At 42.7% G+C, this 18,129-nt stretch carries 12 protein-coding genes; 3 read left to right on the forward strand and 9 right to left on the reverse strand.

The window, feature by feature from the left end; all coding sequences use genetic code 11:
• Positions 1-346: 346 nt before the first annotated feature.
• The 3 genes from adhE to HC026_RS07175 form a co-directional block, all read right to left on the reverse strand.
• Positions 347-2,956, reverse strand: a complete 2,610-nt coding sequence (gene adhE, locus HC026_RS07165; protein WP_408640987.1) for a bifunctional acetaldehyde-CoA/alcohol dehydrogenase — start codon at positions 2,954-2,956, stop codon at positions 347-349.
• A 354-nt stretch (positions 2,957-3,310) separates the two neighbouring features.
• Complete coding sequence (locus HC026_RS07170) at positions 3,311-3,838, reverse strand: DUF1836 domain-containing protein (protein ID WP_168925311.1); 528 nt, start codon at positions 3,836-3,838, stop codon at positions 3,311-3,313.
• A 117-nt stretch (positions 3,839-3,955) separates the two neighbouring features.
• Positions 3,956-6,280 carry a cation-translocating P-type ATPase gene (locus HC026_RS07175; protein WP_168925312.1) on the reverse strand — a complete coding sequence of 775 codons (2,325 nt, stop codon included), beginning with the start codon at positions 6,278-6,280 and terminating at the stop codon, positions 3,956-3,958.
• Between the two features lie 150 nt (positions 6,281-6,430).
• Between HC026_RS07175 and HC026_RS07180 the strand changes: the two genes are divergently transcribed.
• Positions 6,431-7,279, forward strand: coding sequence for an aldo/keto reductase (locus HC026_RS07180; RefSeq protein WP_168925313.1), 849 nt, complete (start codon positions 6,431-6,433; stop codon positions 7,277-7,279).
• A gap of 70 nt (positions 7,280-7,349) precedes the next feature.
• Here the strand turns inward: HC026_RS07180 and HC026_RS07185 are convergent, their stop codons facing one another.
• From HC026_RS07185 to HC026_RS07195, 3 genes are all read right to left on the reverse strand, one after another.
• Entirely contained in the window at positions 7,350-7,775 is a 426-nt protein-coding gene (locus HC026_RS07185) for an Hsp20/alpha crystallin family protein (protein ID WP_168925314.1), read from the reverse strand.
• 350 nt (positions 7,776-8,125) lie between these two features.
• Positions 8,126-9,295 carry an iron-containing alcohol dehydrogenase gene (locus tag HC026_RS07190; protein ID WP_168925315.1) on the reverse strand — a complete coding sequence of 390 codons (1,170 nt, stop codon included), beginning with the start codon at positions 9,293-9,295 and terminating at the stop codon, positions 8,126-8,128.
• Between the two features lie 276 nt (positions 9,296-9,571).
• A complete protein-coding gene (locus HC026_RS07195) occupies positions 9,572-9,955 on the reverse strand; it encodes a hypothetical protein (protein ID WP_168925316.1) in 384 nt (127 codons plus the stop codon).
• A 237-nt stretch (positions 9,956-10,192) separates the two neighbouring features.
• On the opposite strand from HC026_RS07195, the gene HC026_RS07200 reads away from it, so the two are divergent.
• The gene (locus tag HC026_RS07200; protein WP_168925317.1) at positions 10,193-12,094 is read left to right on the forward strand and encodes a flavocytochrome c; all 1,902 of its coding nucleotides are present in this window, start codon (positions 10,193-10,195) and stop codon (positions 12,092-12,094) included.
• A gap of 164 nt (positions 12,095-12,258) precedes the next feature.
• Positions 12,259-13,629 carry a hemolysin family protein gene (locus HC026_RS07205; RefSeq protein WP_232843685.1) on the forward strand — a complete coding sequence of 457 codons (1,371 nt, stop codon included), beginning with the start codon at positions 12,259-12,261 and terminating at the stop codon, positions 13,627-13,629.
• 79 nt (positions 13,630-13,708) lie between these two features.
• Here HC026_RS07205 and HC026_RS07210 read toward each other — a convergent pair whose 3' ends face one another.
• From HC026_RS07210 to HC026_RS07220, 3 genes are all read right to left on the reverse strand, one after another.
• Complete coding sequence (locus HC026_RS07210; protein WP_168925319.1) at positions 13,709-15,241, reverse strand: glycosyltransferase; 1,533 nt, start codon at positions 15,239-15,241, stop codon at positions 13,709-13,711.
• Complete coding sequence (locus tag HC026_RS07215) at positions 15,241-16,785, reverse strand: glycosyltransferase (RefSeq protein ID WP_168925320.1); 1,545 nt, start codon at positions 16,783-16,785, stop codon at positions 15,241-15,243. Before HC026_RS07215 ends, HC026_RS07210 begins: the two co-directional genes overlap by 1 nt.
• Before the next feature lie 107 nt (positions 16,786-16,892).
• The coding region (locus tag HC026_RS07220) for an LPXTG cell wall anchor domain-containing protein (RefSeq protein WP_168925321.1) at positions 16,893-18,129 on the reverse strand (1,237 nt) is incomplete at its 5' end.

Genomic DNA, 18,129 nt, shown 5'->3' on the forward strand with positions numbered 1-18,129 from the left:
TGAGTAAAGATAAGAGCATGCACAAAATAGCTGTAGGTCGCCAGCGTGTTCATTAGCTGTGTCGGTGGTGTTAGGTCGTTTCGCCCTTACAGCACGGGACGACATCTAAGACGCGCGTTCTTTGCGTGACTTAGATGCGAGGCGAAAGACCTTGGCTTTCGCCGGTCCCCACAGCAATGAATACGCTGGCGGCCGAAGGCGGCATCACCCACTAATTTTACATTGCTGAAACGCGTAAAAAAAGGCAACGCCCGGCCATATAAAGAGAGTCCCCACACAATCCAAAACCAGACTGTATGGGGACTCTCCTTATATTCTGGGCGTTAACCGCCTTTTTTTGCGCTCTTTACTTTTCTACACCCTTCCCATCATACTCATCGATCATAATCTGGCGAAGTTCACCGATCAATGGTTCCTTAGGGTTGGCGGTCGTGCATTGGTCTTCGTATGCTAATTCGGCCAAGTTATCGACTGCTTCATCAAAGTGCTTCTTGTCAACACCGTTTGCCTTCAAACTCAAGGTAACGTCCACTGAGTGAGCTAATTCGATAATCTTGTTAACTAAGGCTTCCTTGAGTTCTTCCTTATTCTTGCCAGTTAAACCAATGTATCTCGCAATTTCAGCGTAGTCCTCATCGGCACGGAAGTATTCGTATTTAGGCCAAGTAGTCAGCTTACGAGGTTCCTTGAAGTTGTAACGGATAACGTGTGGCAAGGTGATGGCAATTGCCAAACCATGTGCGAGGCCGAACTCACCACCCAGTTTGTGAGCGATGGAGTGGTTAACACCCAGGAAGGCGTTACCGAAGGCCATACCAGCAATGGTAGCTGCGTTATGCATCTTCTCACGGGCTTGCAGATCACCGTTGTACGAAGCCGTTAAGTTTTCAAAGACTAACTTAATTGCTTGCAGTGACCATGGACGCGTGTAATCCGATGCCATGTTTGAAACGAACGATTCAATCGCGTGGGTCAAAACATCCAAACCAGCGTATGAAATAGCTTTCTTTGGTAAGGTTTCAATGAATTGTGAATCCACGATGGCAACGTCTGGCGTCAATGCGTAGTCAGCCAATGGGTACTTAACATGGGTCTTCGAATCAGTGATAACGGCGAATGGTGTCACTTCAGAACCAGTACCTGAAGTGGTTGGAATGGCAACGAATTGTGCTTTGGTTGCCTTTTCAAATTGGTAAGTCCGTTTCCGGATATCCAGGAACTTCTGCTTTGCGCCGAAGAAGCTTGCATCTGGATGCTCGTAGAATAACCACATTGCTTTGGCAGCATCCATTGGTGAACCACCGCCCAATGCAACAATGGTGTCAGGCTGGAAGTTCTTCATTTGCTCGTAGCCCTTTTCAACTGTATCAGTAGTTGGATCAGTTTCAACAACTGAGAAGAGTTGATATTCCATGCTGTCTGGACGACGCTTCAATTCGCCAAGTACTTTATCAACGTAACCCAGTCTGATCATAGCTGGACTAGCAACGATAAAGACTTTCTTGATACCAGGCATGTCGCCGAGGTAACGGACAGAGGTCTTTTCAAAGTAAACTCGAGGTAATTTAATCCATTGCATATTATTCCGCCGCTTTGCGATTGTTTTGATGTTTAAGAGGTCAAATGATGACACGTTGTGTGAAACAGAGTTCTTGCCCCATGAACCAGTACCAAGGGTTAATGAAGGAATCATTTCGTTGTAGAGGTTACCGACACCGCCAAGTGCTGATGGGGTGTTAACCAATACACGACTGGCTTTCATCTTAATACCATATTCAGTAGCGAGTTCTTCGTCTTCAGTGTGAATAGCTGCAGTATGACCTAAACCACCAAAGTGAAGTAATTCGTTAGCAATCTTGAAGCCTTCTTCATGATCGGCTGACTTGTAAACGGAAATGACTGGGCAAAGCTTTTCTGCTGAGAGCCAGTTATCTGGACCAACAGTGTTGAGTTCTGCGGCCAAGACCTTAGTATCTTCGGGCACTTTAATACCAGCTAATTTAGCGATATTAACTGCTGACATACCAGCGATAGGGCCTTTAACACTTCCTCGCTTTGGATCATACATCGCATCAGCTAAGGCTTTTTGTTCAGACTTCTTAATAAAGAAGACCTTACGATCCTTCATTTCCTTCTTAACGTCGTCGTAGATATCGGCGTCAATGATGACACTGTTTTCAGTGGCACAAATCATCCCGTTATCAAAGGTCTTTGAAAGGACAATATCGTTAACTGCACGCTTGATCTTGGCCGTTTTTTCAATGTAAGCAGGACCGTTACCAGGACCAACACCTAAAGCTGGCTTACCAGTTGAATATGCGGCTTTAACCATACCTGGGCCACCAGTAGCAAGTACTGAAGCAACTTGTGGATGGTTCATCAATGCTGTAGTCGCTTCAAGGCTTGGTTCTTCGATCCATTGAATGACACCTTCTGGGGCACCAGCTGCAATGGCTGCGTCACGCATCACCTTGGCAGCTTCTACAGAACACTTCTGTGCTTGTGGATGGAAACCGAAGATGATTGGGTTACGCGTCTTAACAGCAACTAATGACTTGAACATCGTCGTGGAAGTTGGATTAGTGACTGGTGTAACACCAGCTAAGATACCCAGTGGTTCAGCAACTTTGATCAATTGACGTTCCTTGTCGTCTTCAATGATCCCAACCGTCTTATCTTTTTTAATGCTGTGCCAGATCTCTTCAGTGGCAAACATGTTTTTGATGGCTTTATCTTCAACAACACCACGGCCAGTTTCTTCAACCGCCAGTTTGGCTAATCGCATATGCTGGTTTAAACCTGCGATTGCCATTTGGTGCACAATGTAATCGACTTTTTCTTGATCAAAATCGTCCATGCCACAAAGCGCATCGTGTGCTTTGTTAACAAGCGCATCAACGGTATCCTTGACACTAACAGACTTCTTAGACTTTTCGTCGTTTGATTTTGAATTCATTTCCTTTAACATTCGTAACCCTCCATAATGTAAATTTTGGTTGATTTCTTTGTTATCTCTTTCACAAAGACTATATTATCACACTTTTTTAAAATGTAAATAGACGAATTGATTCAATTTCTAGGCTATTTTTCACGATTAGTTTCCCTGATGTATCAGTGTATACAAGTGTTTTCATGATTATAATAGGAATGAAAGCGCTTAATAAGATGGCTTGTGAAATTAAATGCTATCCAAATTATTAGTGAAACTTTTCCTGGAAATAATTTTCATTACTTATCTGAACCACCGCCATAAAGGCTTTTATAGCATAAAATAAAAAAGTTTCGAAATAAATCGAAACTTTTCAAGATTCTATTTAACTTTTTTAATTGGCTTAATTGGCTTTTGAATCATCCGTAGTAACCGTTCCGACTGGATCCGGTTAATGATAGTATCTGCGGCGACTTGCATCAGCTTATCATTTAACGTTTTGGCTGGTGCTTCTGACTGACCAGTACCTAGATTCTCTAGCGCGCTATTCAAAACATCGATAAAGTTATCGTAGGCTTGTTTTGGGAAATCACCGGCTGTTACCTGATCGATCCCGTGTCGGATAGTCTCCGTGGAAAAGAGCGGCTTTAACAACCCAATCAATAGAAGATCCGCCAACTGCATGGTCTGGTACTTCTTCTTAACTGGGGCGATAATCACCTGATGCTTCACGTAGTTATTGATCATAGCTGGGGTAATCTGTTCAACACCTAATTGGCCAATCGCGTCGTTAACAAATGCCACGACCTGGTCCATGTAAAGATCAAACTTGGGTAACTCACTCCAGTGCGGTAATCTGACCTGTCGAATCTGTGCTTCCCAACGGTTATACTGATCAAATTCTGCCATTTCAGCCACTCCTTTATATAGTGTGATTAACTACTTTTTAGCTATTATAGCATGATTATCTAGTTTTGATAACTAGATGTGGAGAGAAACTCCTTTGTGAAATGAAATCACCACTCACTAACGCCAATTGATCCGCGCAAGAATTCGTTTACCGACCACTTCTTGAACGATATAGAAAAAGGGATAAACACTGACTAGCAGTGGTAAGTAAAACAGTGCCATTTGCCAACTAAAAATGCTTTCCAATGAGAATAGGTTGCCGAAGAAAACAAAAATTAGTGTGAAACAGCCGCCCATCAGTAGGACTAATGAAATCTTTAACCGATTAAGTGGTCGTGCTACCATCAACAAGGCAACTAAGCACACGGCACCAGTTAGCAGCACCGACAGCGTGGACGTTTCAGCATAATTTAAATTAAACTGAACCCCACCTACCAGATCAATCAGCAGAATATAAGTTACCACGCAAATTGCCCCTGGGGCAGCAATCACCATGACCTGTTTCATAAACTGACCCGAAATGCGTTGATAATTCGGCTCAAGAGCCAAAATAAAAGTTGGAATTCCCACCGTCATTACCGATATGGGGGTGAGCTGAATCGGCTGGAAGGGATACCCGTTGTTCATAAAGATAAAAATTAGGCTCAAAGCGACTGAATACATCGTTTTAACCAAAAATAGTGAGGCGACCCGTTCGATGTTGTTCACTACCCGGCGACCTTCATTAAGCACATTGAGCATGGCATCAAAATTAGAATCTACCAGCACAAAGTCGGCGATACTCTTAGCTGCTTCACTGCCGCTAGCCATCGCAATACCGCAATCAGCTTGCCGTAACGCTAAAATGTCGTTGACACCGTCACCTGTCATGGCAACCGTACGTCCTGCTCGTTGCCATGCTTTGACCAGTTGCTTCTTTTGGGTAGGGGTTACACGCCCAAAAACAGTGTAATTAGCCACTAACTGATCGTAATCAATGTTATCTCCCAAACTGCTCATATCAATTGATTGGGAACAGTTTTTGATGCCTGCTCGAGACGCAATGTTTGCCACCGTTGTCGGGTTATCACCGGAAATAACCTTCAGCACGACATCTTGATTTTGGAAATACCGAAACGTTTCAATAGCATTGTCCCGGATTTCGTCCTCAATTAAAATCAATCCAAGGATGGTGACATCACCGAGATTATTAGCATCCATAACCGAAGTTTGAGCGATACAGAGTACCCGATAGCCATCCACGGCATACCCTTCTATCTGGTTAGCTAAGCTGACAGGAACCTGCTTAAGCACAAATTCAGGCGCACCAATCACGTAATTTCCTTGTGAGACACTAACCCCACTCCATTTACGAGCCGAAGAAAACGGGACTACTTTTGTTGGTTGCCAGCCAGGATCAGGTAAAACGCTACTTAAAGCACGAGCCGTTTCATTATCGTCTCCAATGGCGTTGCTGGTACCGGCGATTAACGCCTTTAATCGATCTAAACTCTGTCCAGGCAAGGGCACGATTTTACTTAATTGAAGTTTGCCACTGGTAATGGTCCCAGTTTTATCAAGCCCTAATACATCTACTCGTGCTAGTCCCTCAATTGCTGGCAACTCCCTAACTAAAACGCGATGACGTGCCAAGTTCATGGCTGAAACTGCCAAAGAAACGGACGTCAATAACACTAAGCCTTCTGGAATCATCCCAATCATGGCCGCAGTAGTTCCTAATATCGCCTGATTAATCGTACTGTGGTTGAGTATGCGTGAAACAAACAGTACGGCGCCAAGTGGGACGATTACAATCGTTAAAATTTTAATAATACGATTGATCGTGTTCAGAAGCTGACTATTAGAACTTTCTCCTGACTGAACTTCACCTGACAGGGTATTAATGAAGCTTTTTACACCAACGTGAGTTGCTTGTACAACAGCTTGACCACTCACTAAGAAGCTGCCAGAAACCACCGTATCACCTGCCGTTTTTGCGATTGGTGTTGCCTCACCGGTAATTTGCGATTCATCAACTTCGATTCCTTTTGTTTCTATAATTAAACCATCTACCGGTAGTTGATCTCCCCGTTGTAAAATCAACAAATCATCCTGGACGATGGCGTCCTGATGTACTTCAACTACACTATCTGCCCGCCTAATCTCATAAGTTGATTCAGACAGTAAGCTCATTTTATCAATCTGGCGCTTTGAACGAATTTCCTGAAAAATACCGATGGCTGTATTCACAATGGCAACACCCAAAAACAATTCATTTTTATAGCTGCCAGTGATCAATACGAGGGCGCCGAGAACCAGGTTGATCAAGTTGAACCAGGTTAACAAATTATCGCGGAAAATCTGTTTAATTGACCGGGTGAGTGACGGTGCAGGTTCATTTTGCTGTCCTGCATCGATCCGCTGTTGTACCTGTTCAGCTGTTAGTCCCTTCGCAATCGCCATGTTCCACGCCACCTTCCGTATCTCTTGATAACATTGTACAAAATTTTGGCGCCGGTTGGGCGAATCTGCTGATTTCTTTAAAGAAAAGCCAATATTTGTAAGCGCTTTTGCTATAATGAGAAGGTAGACTTTTAGAGAGGAAGTTATACTATGTCCGAAAATACGATTAAGCTGGCAGACGGTAATGAAATGCCGTTGGTCGGCTTTGGAACTTACTTAATTAACACCCAAGAAATGATGGATACCACTATTAAAACGGCATTTGACGCAGGCTACCGGCTATTTGACACTGCTCAGCTTTACCGCAATGAAGATCTGTTAGGACAAACGTTGGTGAACCTGCAGATTCCTCGGGACCAGGTTTTTATCACATCAAAGGTCGCTGAAATCAGTCAAGGCTACGATAATACGATTCAAAGCATTGATGATTCGCTGGCAAGATTAAAAACCAATTATCTCGATTTACTGCTGGTTCACTGGCCGGTTCAACAACACTTCTTCGATACCTGGCGAGCACTGGAACAACTGAAAGCAGACGGCAAAGTTAAGTCTATTGGTGTTTCAAACTACAGTGTGGCCCACCTTGAATTGCTGAAAACACAGGCTAAAGAAATGCCTGTTGTGAACCAAATTGAGCGGCATCCGTACCTCAACCAGCAGGCATTGGTGGCTTTTGATAAAGCGCACGATATTGTGACCCAAGCTTGGAGTCCCCTGGGGCGTGGTGTCACATTAGATAACGAAATGTTGAAAAAAATGGCTAATCATCATCACGTTTCTGTCGCCCAGTTGATTTTAAAATGGCACCTGCAAAATGGTGTTGCGGTAATCCCAAAGTCTAAAACACCCAGCCGCATCATGGAAAATCTGCAACTAGACTTTGAACTATCCGAAGACGAGTCCGGTATGATCGATTTACTCAACCGCAATCAGCGAACTGGCGATGATCCAGAAATCGTTTATGAGACGGGTAAACAGTATAAAATTTATAAGAAATAGACAGCAAAAGGCGCACCGAAAAATTTCGGTGCGCCTTTATTAGTGGATGCAATCAAATACAACTTAATCTTTAGTCAATATCAATGTGGTGACTGTCCTGTTTGTCTTCTGTCATCTTTGGCAGAGTTAACTTGAGAATGCCGCCATCATAGGTTGCCTTAACGCTTTCTTCATCAACACCTGGCAGATAGAAGCTGCGAGTGATATTGCTTGAGCTGCGTTCTTGACGAAGAACGCGACCCTTTTCATCTTTATCTTCTTTTTCCAGGTTATGAACAGCATTGATCCGCAGCGTATTGTCACGATAATCAATGTGAATGCCATCTTTCTTGAATCCTGGTAGTTCAGCAGCAACTTCATAACTCTTGTCGGTTTCTTTAATATCAGTCTTCATTTCATCATTGTTAAAGAACTTCTTTCCAAAGTTACCAAAGTCGCTGAAGAAGTTCATTGGATCCAAATCGTTAAAGTTTCTGTTTGCTAAGTAGTTAGCCATAGTACAAAACCCCTTTCAGAATTTTAAACTAAGGTCAGTGGACAAGTGGTTCTTATTTCCTTACCAACCTTACATTGTATATATTAGTCAGTATTGGTCAGGAATGCAAGAATTTAGCACTCAAATATCGAGAGTGCTAAAAATAATTCTTAATTACCGGTACAACACCCTTTCGTAAAAGAGTTTATATAGCAGAACAAAATTTGAACTAACTCATACTTACCGAGATAATTAAAGGTCAAACTTTTTAAACATCAGAATAATCAAATATACAGCGAAATCTTGCAACAAAATAAGGATCCAAATTCAATTCAGAATTTGGACCCTTATAGATTAATATCTAAGTTAAATTACTGTTGATCGTAAGCTTCTTGGAACAACTTAACGATGTCTTCTTTAGTCCCCTTACGTGGGTTAGAGAAGGCGTTACCATCCTTCAAAGCGTTCTCCGCCATCAATTCAAAGTCTTCTGGCTTTGCACCGATTGACTTGATTGAACGTGGGATATTGACATCGTCACACATCTGACGCATTGCTTTAATTGAAAGTTCTGCGGCGTCACGGGTTGATAAACCATCAGTATTTTCACCCATGGCCTTAGCTAATTCAGCAAACCGTTCTGGGCAAGCTGGAATGTTGTACTTTTCAACGATTGGTAACAACATTGCGCAGCAGACACCATGAGGGGCATCGTATTGGCCACCTAATTGGTGAGCCATAGCGTGAACGTAGCCTAAGTCAGCGTTGTTGAAAGCCATCCCACCAAGCATTTCAGCTTCAACCATCTTGGTACGAGCTTCAAGGTTGTGACCGTTTGAAACGGCTTCACGAAGGCTTTCTTCGACTAGCTTAATCGCTTCGATACATTGACCATCGGTAATATCGTTACGGTTGGTTGAAACGTATGGTTCGATTGATTGAACGAAAGTATCCATACCAGTTGCGGCAGTTAATCCCTTTGGTACGTCCAGTTCGAGCATAGGATCATTAAAGGAAACCAGTGGAACGTTACGCCATGAAACAACAACAAACTTCAGCTTAGTTTCTTCGTTAGTAATGACACAGTGACGGGTTAATTCTGAAGCAGTCCCGGCAGTGGTGTTAACAGCCATCAGTGGAGGTAATGGGTTTTCGAGGGTTTCAATCCCAGCCAACTTGGTGATGTCATCACCGTTAGTTAAGATAATCCCAGTTCCTTTACCACAATCATGAGAAGAACCACCACCGATGGTGATGATACTGTCACAGTTGTTGTCTAAGTATACTTTCTTAGCAGCTTGAATATTACGAACTTTCGGGTTAGGTTCAACACCATCAAAAATAACGTACTTCACGCCAGCAGCATCCAAGGAAGCTAATGTCTGGGCAACAGGACCGTTATCCATGCCTTCCAAAACCTTATCAGTTACGATTAAAGGCGTCTTCATATTCAACATCTTGGCACGGTCACCAATCTTTTTGATAACACCCTTACCAAAGAAGTTGACACTTGGCATTAAGAAATCAAAGTTTTCCTTCATGATTGACACTCCTATTTTAAGATTATATGTTACGGAATTCACTTTAAATGTTAACACCTATGTTATGTAGTGTAAACGTTTAATTTTGCACTTAGTTCAACCTTAAGAAGCAGTTAGCATCCTGTTATAACAACATTCCAGAGAGCTTAGTAAACATTTTTCACAAATCTGGGCATTTTCTGATTTATTTCGCAACGTTCATCAAATACGCGCTTAACTTCACAAACAATTCTGAGTGTAAATTAAAAGCCCCACCAAAAAGTGAGGCTTGAGAAATTAATTCGTAATATTATGTTCGATTTCATCCAAGTGACCATTGATGATCTTTTCATCTAACACTTCACCCAACTTTTGAAGTGCATCGTTACGGGTCTTAACTTGATCCATATCGAAGATGATGTCAGCAATATCACCGCCGGCAAAATCAAAATCTTCGTGGTAGATGTAGCGACCAGCATTCTTACCGTTGAAGTACTTGTCGACTGCTTCTCCCAAACCATAAGCCCAATCCAAATCTTTCATTTCTGGAATATCCTTACGGGTGACATAACCTTGTTTGGCAATCAGGTCGGCAGCCTTTTGAATCATTTCATCAGTATATTCAAAAGCCGGCTTGGTTGTTTCAGCTTTCTTATCCTTATCTGCACTTTTTGTTGCCATAACTAAGATCTCCTTTTGATTTGTGTTGCAATTTTATTTTAGCACTATTTGCCAAATAATGGTTAATAACCCACTTTAAATACCGAAGTGATGCGGTCTATAGTCGTAAAACGTCCTTTGTTACTCAACGTCATCAAAGCGTGAACTGCTATTCACCATCCCCGGCTAATTCATGGTAAAATTAGTTATGTATCCGCTAACATTTATAAAAACGATTTTTAAAAAGGAAGTTATTATATGGCAGACGAAAAGCAAACATTTAAACCAGGCAAATACACCGTCTCAGCTAAAGGCCATAACGGAACGTTTCCGATGGATGTCACTTTTTCAGAAGACCGAATCGAATCAATTAATATTGATAATAAAACTGAAACTGCTGGCATCAGTGACGTCGTTTATGATCGGATCCCCGACGCAATTGTTGATGGTCAAACATTGAACGTCGATGCCGTTACAGGGGCTTCAGAAACTAGCCATGGCATTTTAAGCGGGGTTGCTGAAGCCGTTGAAAAGGCTGGCGGCAACGCTCAGGAGTGGCAACACCGCGATAAGTACACGCCAAAGGTTGCTGAGAACAGTGATCTGCAAACTGATGTCGTAATCATTGGAGGTGGTGGAGCAGGTTTAGCCGCCGCCGCAACGGTACTGGATCAGGGACGCAAAGTAGTCCTATTAGAAAAAGCCCCCGCATTGGGTGGCAACACCGTACGAGCAGGTGGCCCGATGAACGCTGCTGATCCTGATTGGCAAAATACCTTTGACGCTTTACCTGGAGAACACGAAACACTCCAAAAGCTACTTGATATGAACATGGACGATATCGATCCTGAATATCAGGCTGACTTTAAAACTTTGCAGTCACAAATCAAAGCCTACTTTGATAACACCAAAGATAATCAGCCTTACCTTTTTGATTCGGTAGAACTTCATCGAATCCAAACTTACTTGGGCGGTAAACGAACTGATTTAAAGGGTAACAGCATATACGGTGATTACAAACTGGTCAAAACCTTGACTGATAATGCATTAGCATCACAAAAATGGTTGGCAAAAATCGGCGTTGAATTTGATACTTCACAGGTGACGATGCCCGTTGGTGCGCTTTGGCGTCGCGGTCACAAACCAGTTGAAACTGCCGGTTATGCCTATATCTCAGCACTTAGCGCATACGTTAAGCATAATGGTGGTACGATTCTCACCGATAGCCCAGTCACTCGGTTGCTTTACGCTAAGGGCCATATCGATGGCGTCTTGGTAGAAAAGCCAGGCGACCATACCTTTACGGTGCAAGCCAAGGCCGTCATTTTAACTTCGGGTGGCTTTGGTGCCAATACCCCACTTGTGCAGAAATATAACACTGCTTGGAACAACATTGATGATGACATCGCCACTACTAATGCCCCCACGATCACTGGCGATGGTATCAAATTAGGACGACAAGCTCACGCAGGAGTTACTGGCATGGGCTTCATTCAAATGATGCCAGTATCAGATCCGAAAACTGGTGAGATTTTCTCTGGTATTCAATGCCCGCCCGCAAACTTTTTGATGGTTAATCAACAAGGTAAGCGGTTCGTGAATGAATTTGCGGAACGCGACGTCTTGGCCAAAGCCGCATTCGATAATGGTGGCCTCTTCTACCTAATTGCTGACAATGAAATCAAGAAGACGGCGTACAATACCAGTGATGACCAGCTGGAACAGCAAGTTCAAGATGGCCGACTCTTTAAAGCGGACACTTTAGCTGATTTAGCTACTCAAATTGGTGTGGATCCTAAAACTCTGGAAGATACAGTCCGAACTTATAATTCTTACGTCGATAAGGGTCAGGACCCTGATTTCGGCAAGACAGTCTTTGACTTGAAAGTTGAAAAAGCACCGTTCTATGCCACACCACGGAAACCAGCCATTCACCACACGATGGGTGGTTTAACAATCGATGATGGGGCTCACGTCCTAGATGAAGATGGTAAACAAATCAGCGGTCTTTACGCGGCTGGCGAAGTTGCTGGCGGCCTTCACGCTGGTAATCGACTTGGTGGTAATTCACTGGCTGATATCTTCACTTTTGGGCCAATTGCCGCTAAGTCAGCTGTCAATGAGATTGTTGATACGGTCACATCCGCATCCGTTCATTAAAACGACGCCAGGGTTTCCACAAACGCCAACCAAGTTTATCAATTAAGTCCTCTTTGAAATAGATTCCACTAATTTCCCTGAGAAGTTAAAAAAGAGACCGACAAGCGTTATAATGGAGAGTAAACTCTAAATGTTGATTTTATTATGAAATGAGGAATGAATTCTTGGATAGTGGTCAGATAATTATCAATTTGATTGTCATATTAATCACTTTCTTCATCGCAGCCTTTTTTGTTGCTTGCGAATTTGCTTTAGTACAATCTCGGCCAAGTGCCCTTGAAGAGGCTCTGGAAAATGGAGAAGGATCCAAAAAGAGATTAACCCGTTCATTAAAAATGGTCACTAATCTGAACGAGTATCTTTCAACCACTCAAGTGGGTGTTTCTGTCGCAGGGATCATTTTAGGTTGGTTAGGTGAATCGACAATTTCGACGATTCTGCTTGATCTGCTGAACATTACGCATACCAATCCAGGCGGTGCCACAGCACACGCCATTGGTGCCGTGTTTGGTGTGCTCTTGTTGACTTATCTTGAAGTGGTCTTCACAGAAATCGTGCCCAAAAACATTTCAATCGACATGCCAATGAAGGTCTTACGTTACGTGACAACACCACTACATTATTGTCACATCTTGTTCTATCCCTTTGTTTGGCTGCTCAATATCTCCGCTAATGGGGTCGTCAAACTGCTGGGTCTGCCCGTTGCCAACGAGAGTGAAGAAGTCTTTTCACAGGCTGAAATTCTGAGTTTATCCCGGAATGCCGTTGCTGGTGGTGAACTAGAGAAAAACGACTACGTTTACATGCAGCGTGCATTTGAATTAAACGATAAAGTTGCTAAGGATATTATGATTGATCGGACTGCCTTAGTCGTCATCGATATCACGGCAAACGTTAAAGAAGCCATCAACATGTACTTGCAGGAACGATTTTCTCGCCTGCCAGTAGTGGCTGATGGTGACAAGGATAAAATATTAGGCTACGTTTACAACTACGACTTGATTCGCCAGCAGCAAGTTGACCCGACGATTCATATTGATCGCTTGTTGCGTCACATTTCAACGACACCCGAATCAACACCAATCACGCAGGTTCTGCAGCAAATGATCCGTAAGCAGACCCCAATCGTGGTGGTGGTTGATGAATATGGTGGGACATCTGGAATCATTACTGATAAGGATATCTATGAAGAACTGTTTGGAACCGTTCATGATGAAATCGATGATTCTTCAAACGAAGATATCTTCAAGCAGCCTAATGGGACTTATCAAGTGAGTGGTAAGATGACTACTTATGATTTCGAGCGCTACTTTGACGTTGATATCAAAGAATTCGAAACTAACGACGTGGTTACGCTTGCTGGCTCGATCTTGGATAATCATCCTAATATTAAGCAAGGAACAGTACTTCACATTGATAATTTTGATTTCAAAGTTGTTGATTACGAAAACTCGTTTATTAACTGGTTTGAAGTCACTGTCAATGAACCAGCGCCTGAAAAGAACGACGCAGATTCAGAAGATAACGATGAATAACTGAACTTAAATCTCTGTACACAAAAGGCACTAATCCACGGATTAGTGCCTTTTGAATACTAAAAATTACATTTAACAATTAGACTTGCGTGACACCCTCACCCAAAGCCACTTGCCATTTTTGCCAAATAGCCTCTGTGCTATAGGTTTTCGCCTTATTAACAGAAGCATCGGCCATTTGGTCAATGCTTGGGTCTGTCAGTACAGCAACGATCTTATCTGCCAATCCAGAAATATCACCGCTACGCACAAGATAACCATTTTCGCCAGAATCAATCATTTCGTTTGGCCCGTAATTAATATCATAGGCAACTTGAGGGATCCCATGTTCTTCACCCTCCAAAATTGACTGACCAAAGCCTTCAGAAGTACTTGCTAGTACTTCTACCTTACCACCATCATACGTCGCGTTTAAACGGTCGTTATCGGTGGTATATGGTCGTTGAATAACCTTATCCTTTAATTTAAGTTCATCCAATAGCTTTAAGACCTTTTTACCAGTATCACCATTAACATATCCCCTAAATTCCAGGGTAGCATCAGGCACTTTCTTGATGACCAGACTCAACGCCCGAATAATGTCTTGTGGCCGCTTTTCATCAGAAATTCTTGAGACCGCAATGATTCGGTTAGGCTTATCGCTCAGTTTCTTAGGTGTCTTTAGCTGAGCAACGTCGACCATTCCAACTGGCACTTGATGCAGTTTGTGATCCAAATTAGGATACCGTAAACTCAAATCATTGCGCTGATGCTCAGTTGAGACAATGATGGCGTCCAGCTGCTGTGGCTGATTTTCAAGAATGTCAGCATAAACCGGATTTAATTTCCCATCCACTTGATTATCATCGTCAACAGATGCCGTACTGTGAATAATGGCGACTTTCCGACAGGTCGTCTTCATCGCCAGCAATGCTGTGTCCGCATCATTAATTCGACGATCAGACATAAAGGTATTGTTACCGCCATAATAGGTATTCAATTCGTCCAGGAAGAACGTAAACAATTCCAGTAGACTGTTGAAATAATAATCTTCACCGTGATAATTAACCAGCTTTAACAGTGAGTTCCGTTGCTTACCATTGGCATCTTTCGCGTAGTATGACTCATACACGACCTCACCTGTTGGCGTCAGCATTTGTTCCTTAACCGTAATGCCGTTCACATCGTAATACTGCTGCATGGATTTAAACCCACGCCAGTCATAAAAGTCAGTTTCAACGCTATTGCCAAAACGATCAAAGTACGTGATGGTATTTATTTCTTCAAACGTACCCGGAATATAATCAATTTCCATGACTAGCCGATCATTGTCGTAAACCTTGGTATATTTACTTTGACGGTCTAACTCATAAGCATTATCGATGGTGAGATCATCGGTCCGCATCGCCTTACGCTCATAACCAATCGTGTGCTGGAAGAAATCAAACATACTAACTGACTGATCACTTGGAACGCCTTCATCTTTCAGAAATTTGTATAAAAACCGATTGTAATTTCTAGTAACAATTTTAGCTTCTTGGCCGTGGTCTTTGAATAACTTCAACCGATTAAATGCGGCGTGTTCAACACCCGAGTTTTTTTGCGCCACTGTAGGATCAATAAAAAAGTACATTATTTCTCAGCCCCCTCGTAGTATTGAAGAACGTCATCGTTCAATGCATCCCATTTATGCCACATACTGTCAGTAGAGAATCTCATTCGGTCTTCATAGGCTGCGTCTGACAATTTCTGCCAATGTTCCTTGTTAGCTAATGTTTGAACCAGTGCATTCGCGATGTTATCAACGTCTTCTTTATCGGGAGCAATTAAATAACCATCTTTTTCGTTGGTAATGATGTCATTTGGCCCATAGATCACGTCTCGGGCAATCAATGGCACACCATGAGACTGCGCTTCAATTAACGACAGTGGCAATCCCTCTGCATCACTGGATAAGACTGAGACCATGGCCTGATCGTACACGGGATTTAAGTTGTTGATATAACCCTTTAATTTCACTCGGTCTGCCACTTTAAGGTTGCTGATTAGTTTTTCCAAATTATCATGCTCAGGACCCACGCCGTAAACGTCAAGTGTGATATCTGGGATTTCAGTTTTAGCCTTAGCAACGGCTTTAACTACTTTTTCAACGTGTTTATCCTTGGTCAAACGGGCGATAACCACGACTTTATCCATCGTCCGTTTATCATACGGAATTTTAGGCCCATTAATAACGTCATCATTAATAATGCCACCGCCAATTGCGTAAATTTTACTCTTGGGGAACCGTTTTTCGACGTCGTGTTGTTGCGTTTCACCTAAAGAAATAACGCCATTCCATTCACCTTGGTGATCCAATCCGTATTCGTAATTGTAGTTAATTCGCCCGGTTTCGAGGTTATCGGTATTGGATTGAACGTTATGCAACTGAAGCAGTTTAAACGCCTCTGTTTGCATATTTTGCATTGGCCAGTCAATACCGTAGTTACGGTCAACCACGAAAACGTTCTTTTCGCCGTATGAGCGGTTTAATTCATCAATAAAAAAGCGAGTAAAGTTCTTTAGTCCAATAAAATTGATTTCTGGATTACCTTTATAGTCAATCAGTCTCAAAGCAGAGTTGGCTAATTTACCCATTCGGTCTTTCATGTACTGGGATTTATAGATTGTCTTCCCATTGACATCAAACATGGTCTCCATAATGACCTGATGTTTATTAGAAAAAGTCTCGGTCATCGACTTAAAGCCACGAGAATCGTAAACATCTGTGGAAACATTATTGCCATATTGATCAAAGTATTCCACTTTGTCAATTTGCTGGTCATCCCAGTCAAAAGTATAGATTTTGGAAACGAGCTGCTTACCAACATAGACGTTCATGCTGCCCTCTTTGGTCCGTTTAGCAATGACCTTTTGACCATGAATAACTGGCAAATCTTTCAATTGAAATGGACGCGCTTTGAAATCTCTCGCGTGCTGGAAAAAGTCAAACATACTGATCATATCAGCATCTTCCAAGCCAACATTTTTTAGATAGTGGTGAAAGGTACGATCATAATCACGAACCACAATCTTAGCTTCGCGATGATGTTGCTTAAAGAGCTTGAGCCGCTTGATCTGAGCATGTTCAATCCCCGTTTTTTTATCACGCATAACTGTATTTACGAAAAAATACATGTTACATTCCTCCCATATCTAACAAAAGCCCCAGATTTGTAGTCTGAGGCTTTTGTCGCGTTAACCATACAAGTCAATTATACCGCTATGACTTGTGACCCTTGGAATTATTTTTCATCATGACGCTTGCGCTTGATGCCTAATAATCCAAGCAAACTCATGAGTTCAACACCGAGTAGTCCTAAGACACCACTCTGGTTAGTTTCATTCGTTTGTGGTAATTGCTTTTGTTCACTTGATGCATTGTTACCAGTTTCAACAGAAGCGTTTTGTGCTGATACTGACGCTTTTTCGCTTCCAGCACTTGCTGCACCATTGCCAACTGATCGAGCGTTAGTTGAACCATTAGCAGTTTCTCCACTCGAGTTGACTGAGCCGGTTTCAGTGGTTCCAGCAGCATTGCTGCCAGTGTTCTTAGAATTACCACTGTTCAGATCATTCGTACCAGTTGAATTATTACCAGTAGAAGCTTGGTTATTCCCAGATTCAATCGGCACATTGTTCGAAGCACCGTTAGAAGCATTTTCATCAGATGTTGTTTGACTTTGATCACTGGTGGTGTTGTTCTGCGCATTGCTCAAGGCATTCGAATCAGAGATTGTTCTAACCACATTGGATGCACTGGTAATGTCGGCGCTATTGAGTGCAGAGTCACTATTGTAATTACTCTGATCATTGCTCAACTGCGTACTGTCGCTGGTGTAAGCATTGGTCTGATCGGAGGTTCCGTTGGAACCGAGATCACTGGAATCCTTAGCCGTATCGGAACTCAGCTTGCTGTTATCTGAAGTAAAGTCGCTCAGATCATTGCTGGTCTTAGCCAAATCACTCGACAATTTATCTGAAGTGGTGTTGCTATCACTCAAGTCCGAAGCCACGTTGCTTTGGTCGTTAGAGAACTGGTTGGAATCGCTGTTGACCTTCGTCTGATCACTGTTGATATTACTCTGGTCACTCTTCAAAGTATCCGACTTAGCAGCTGAGGCGGTAGTGACATCATTACTGTATTCACCTGAATCCTTCGTGTAGTCACTCGCTGTTGCGCTCGTATCACTCTGCAGATCACTGGTCTGTGCCGAGGTTGCTGCCGACCCAAGGTCGCTAGTTTCCTTCGTCACATCACTATCGATGGCAACTTGATCATCACTCAGACCACCAAGATCGCTACTCAAGTTACTCAATTCGTTTGAGATGGTCTCCGATGGCGTGTTGGAAACGGCAACGTCACTCGTAAACTTCGTTTGTTCAGAATTGAAATCACTCTGTTGGTCACTAAAGTCACTCAGGTCATTACTCAAACTATTGCTGTCATTGCTCAAGGCATTCGACTTCGCGGTCGTTTGA

The organism is Secundilactobacillus angelensis (assembly GCF_012641075.1).
GTDB classification, from domain to species: Bacteria; Bacillota; Bacilli; order Lactobacillales; family Lactobacillaceae; genus Secundilactobacillus; species Secundilactobacillus angelensis.

Coding starts and splice junctions, on each gene's coding strand:
- HC026_RS07175 (WP_168925312.1), bottom strand. CDS start 6,280: ATGGCGATTGCGAAGGGACTAACAGCTGAACAGGTACAACAGCGGATC.
- HC026_RS07210 (WP_168925319.1), bottom strand. CDS start 15,241: ATGTACTTTTTTATTGATCCTACAGTGGCGCAAAAAAACTCGGGTGTT.
- HC026_RS07200 (WP_168925317.1), top strand. CDS start 10,193: ATGGCAGACGAAAAGCAAACATTTAAACCAGGCAAATACACCGTCTCA.
- HC026_RS07215 (WP_168925320.1), bottom strand. CDS start 16,785: ATGTATTTTTTCGTAAATACAGTTATGCGTGATAAAAAAACGGGGATT.
- HC026_RS07185 (WP_168925314.1), bottom strand. CDS start 7,775: ATGGCTAACTACTTAGCAAACAGAAACTTTAACGATTTGGATCCAATG.
- HC026_RS07180 (WP_168925313.1), top strand. CDS start 6,431: ATGTCCGAAAATACGATTAAGCTGGCAGACGGTAATGAAATGCCGTTG.
- HC026_RS07190 (WP_168925315.1), bottom strand. CDS start 9,295: ATGAAGGAAAACTTTGATTTCTTAATGCCAAGTGTCAACTTCTTTGGT.
- HC026_RS07170 (WP_168925311.1), bottom strand. CDS start 3,838: ATGGCAGAATTTGATCAGTATAACCGTTGGGAAGCACAGATTCGACAG.
- HC026_RS07195 (WP_168925316.1), bottom strand. CDS start 9,955: ATGGCAACAAAAAGTGCAGATAAGGATAAGAAAGCTGAAACAACCAAG.
- adhE (WP_408640987.1), bottom strand. CDS start 2,956: ATGAATTCAAAATCAAACGACGAAAAGTCTAAGAAGTCTGTTAGTGTC.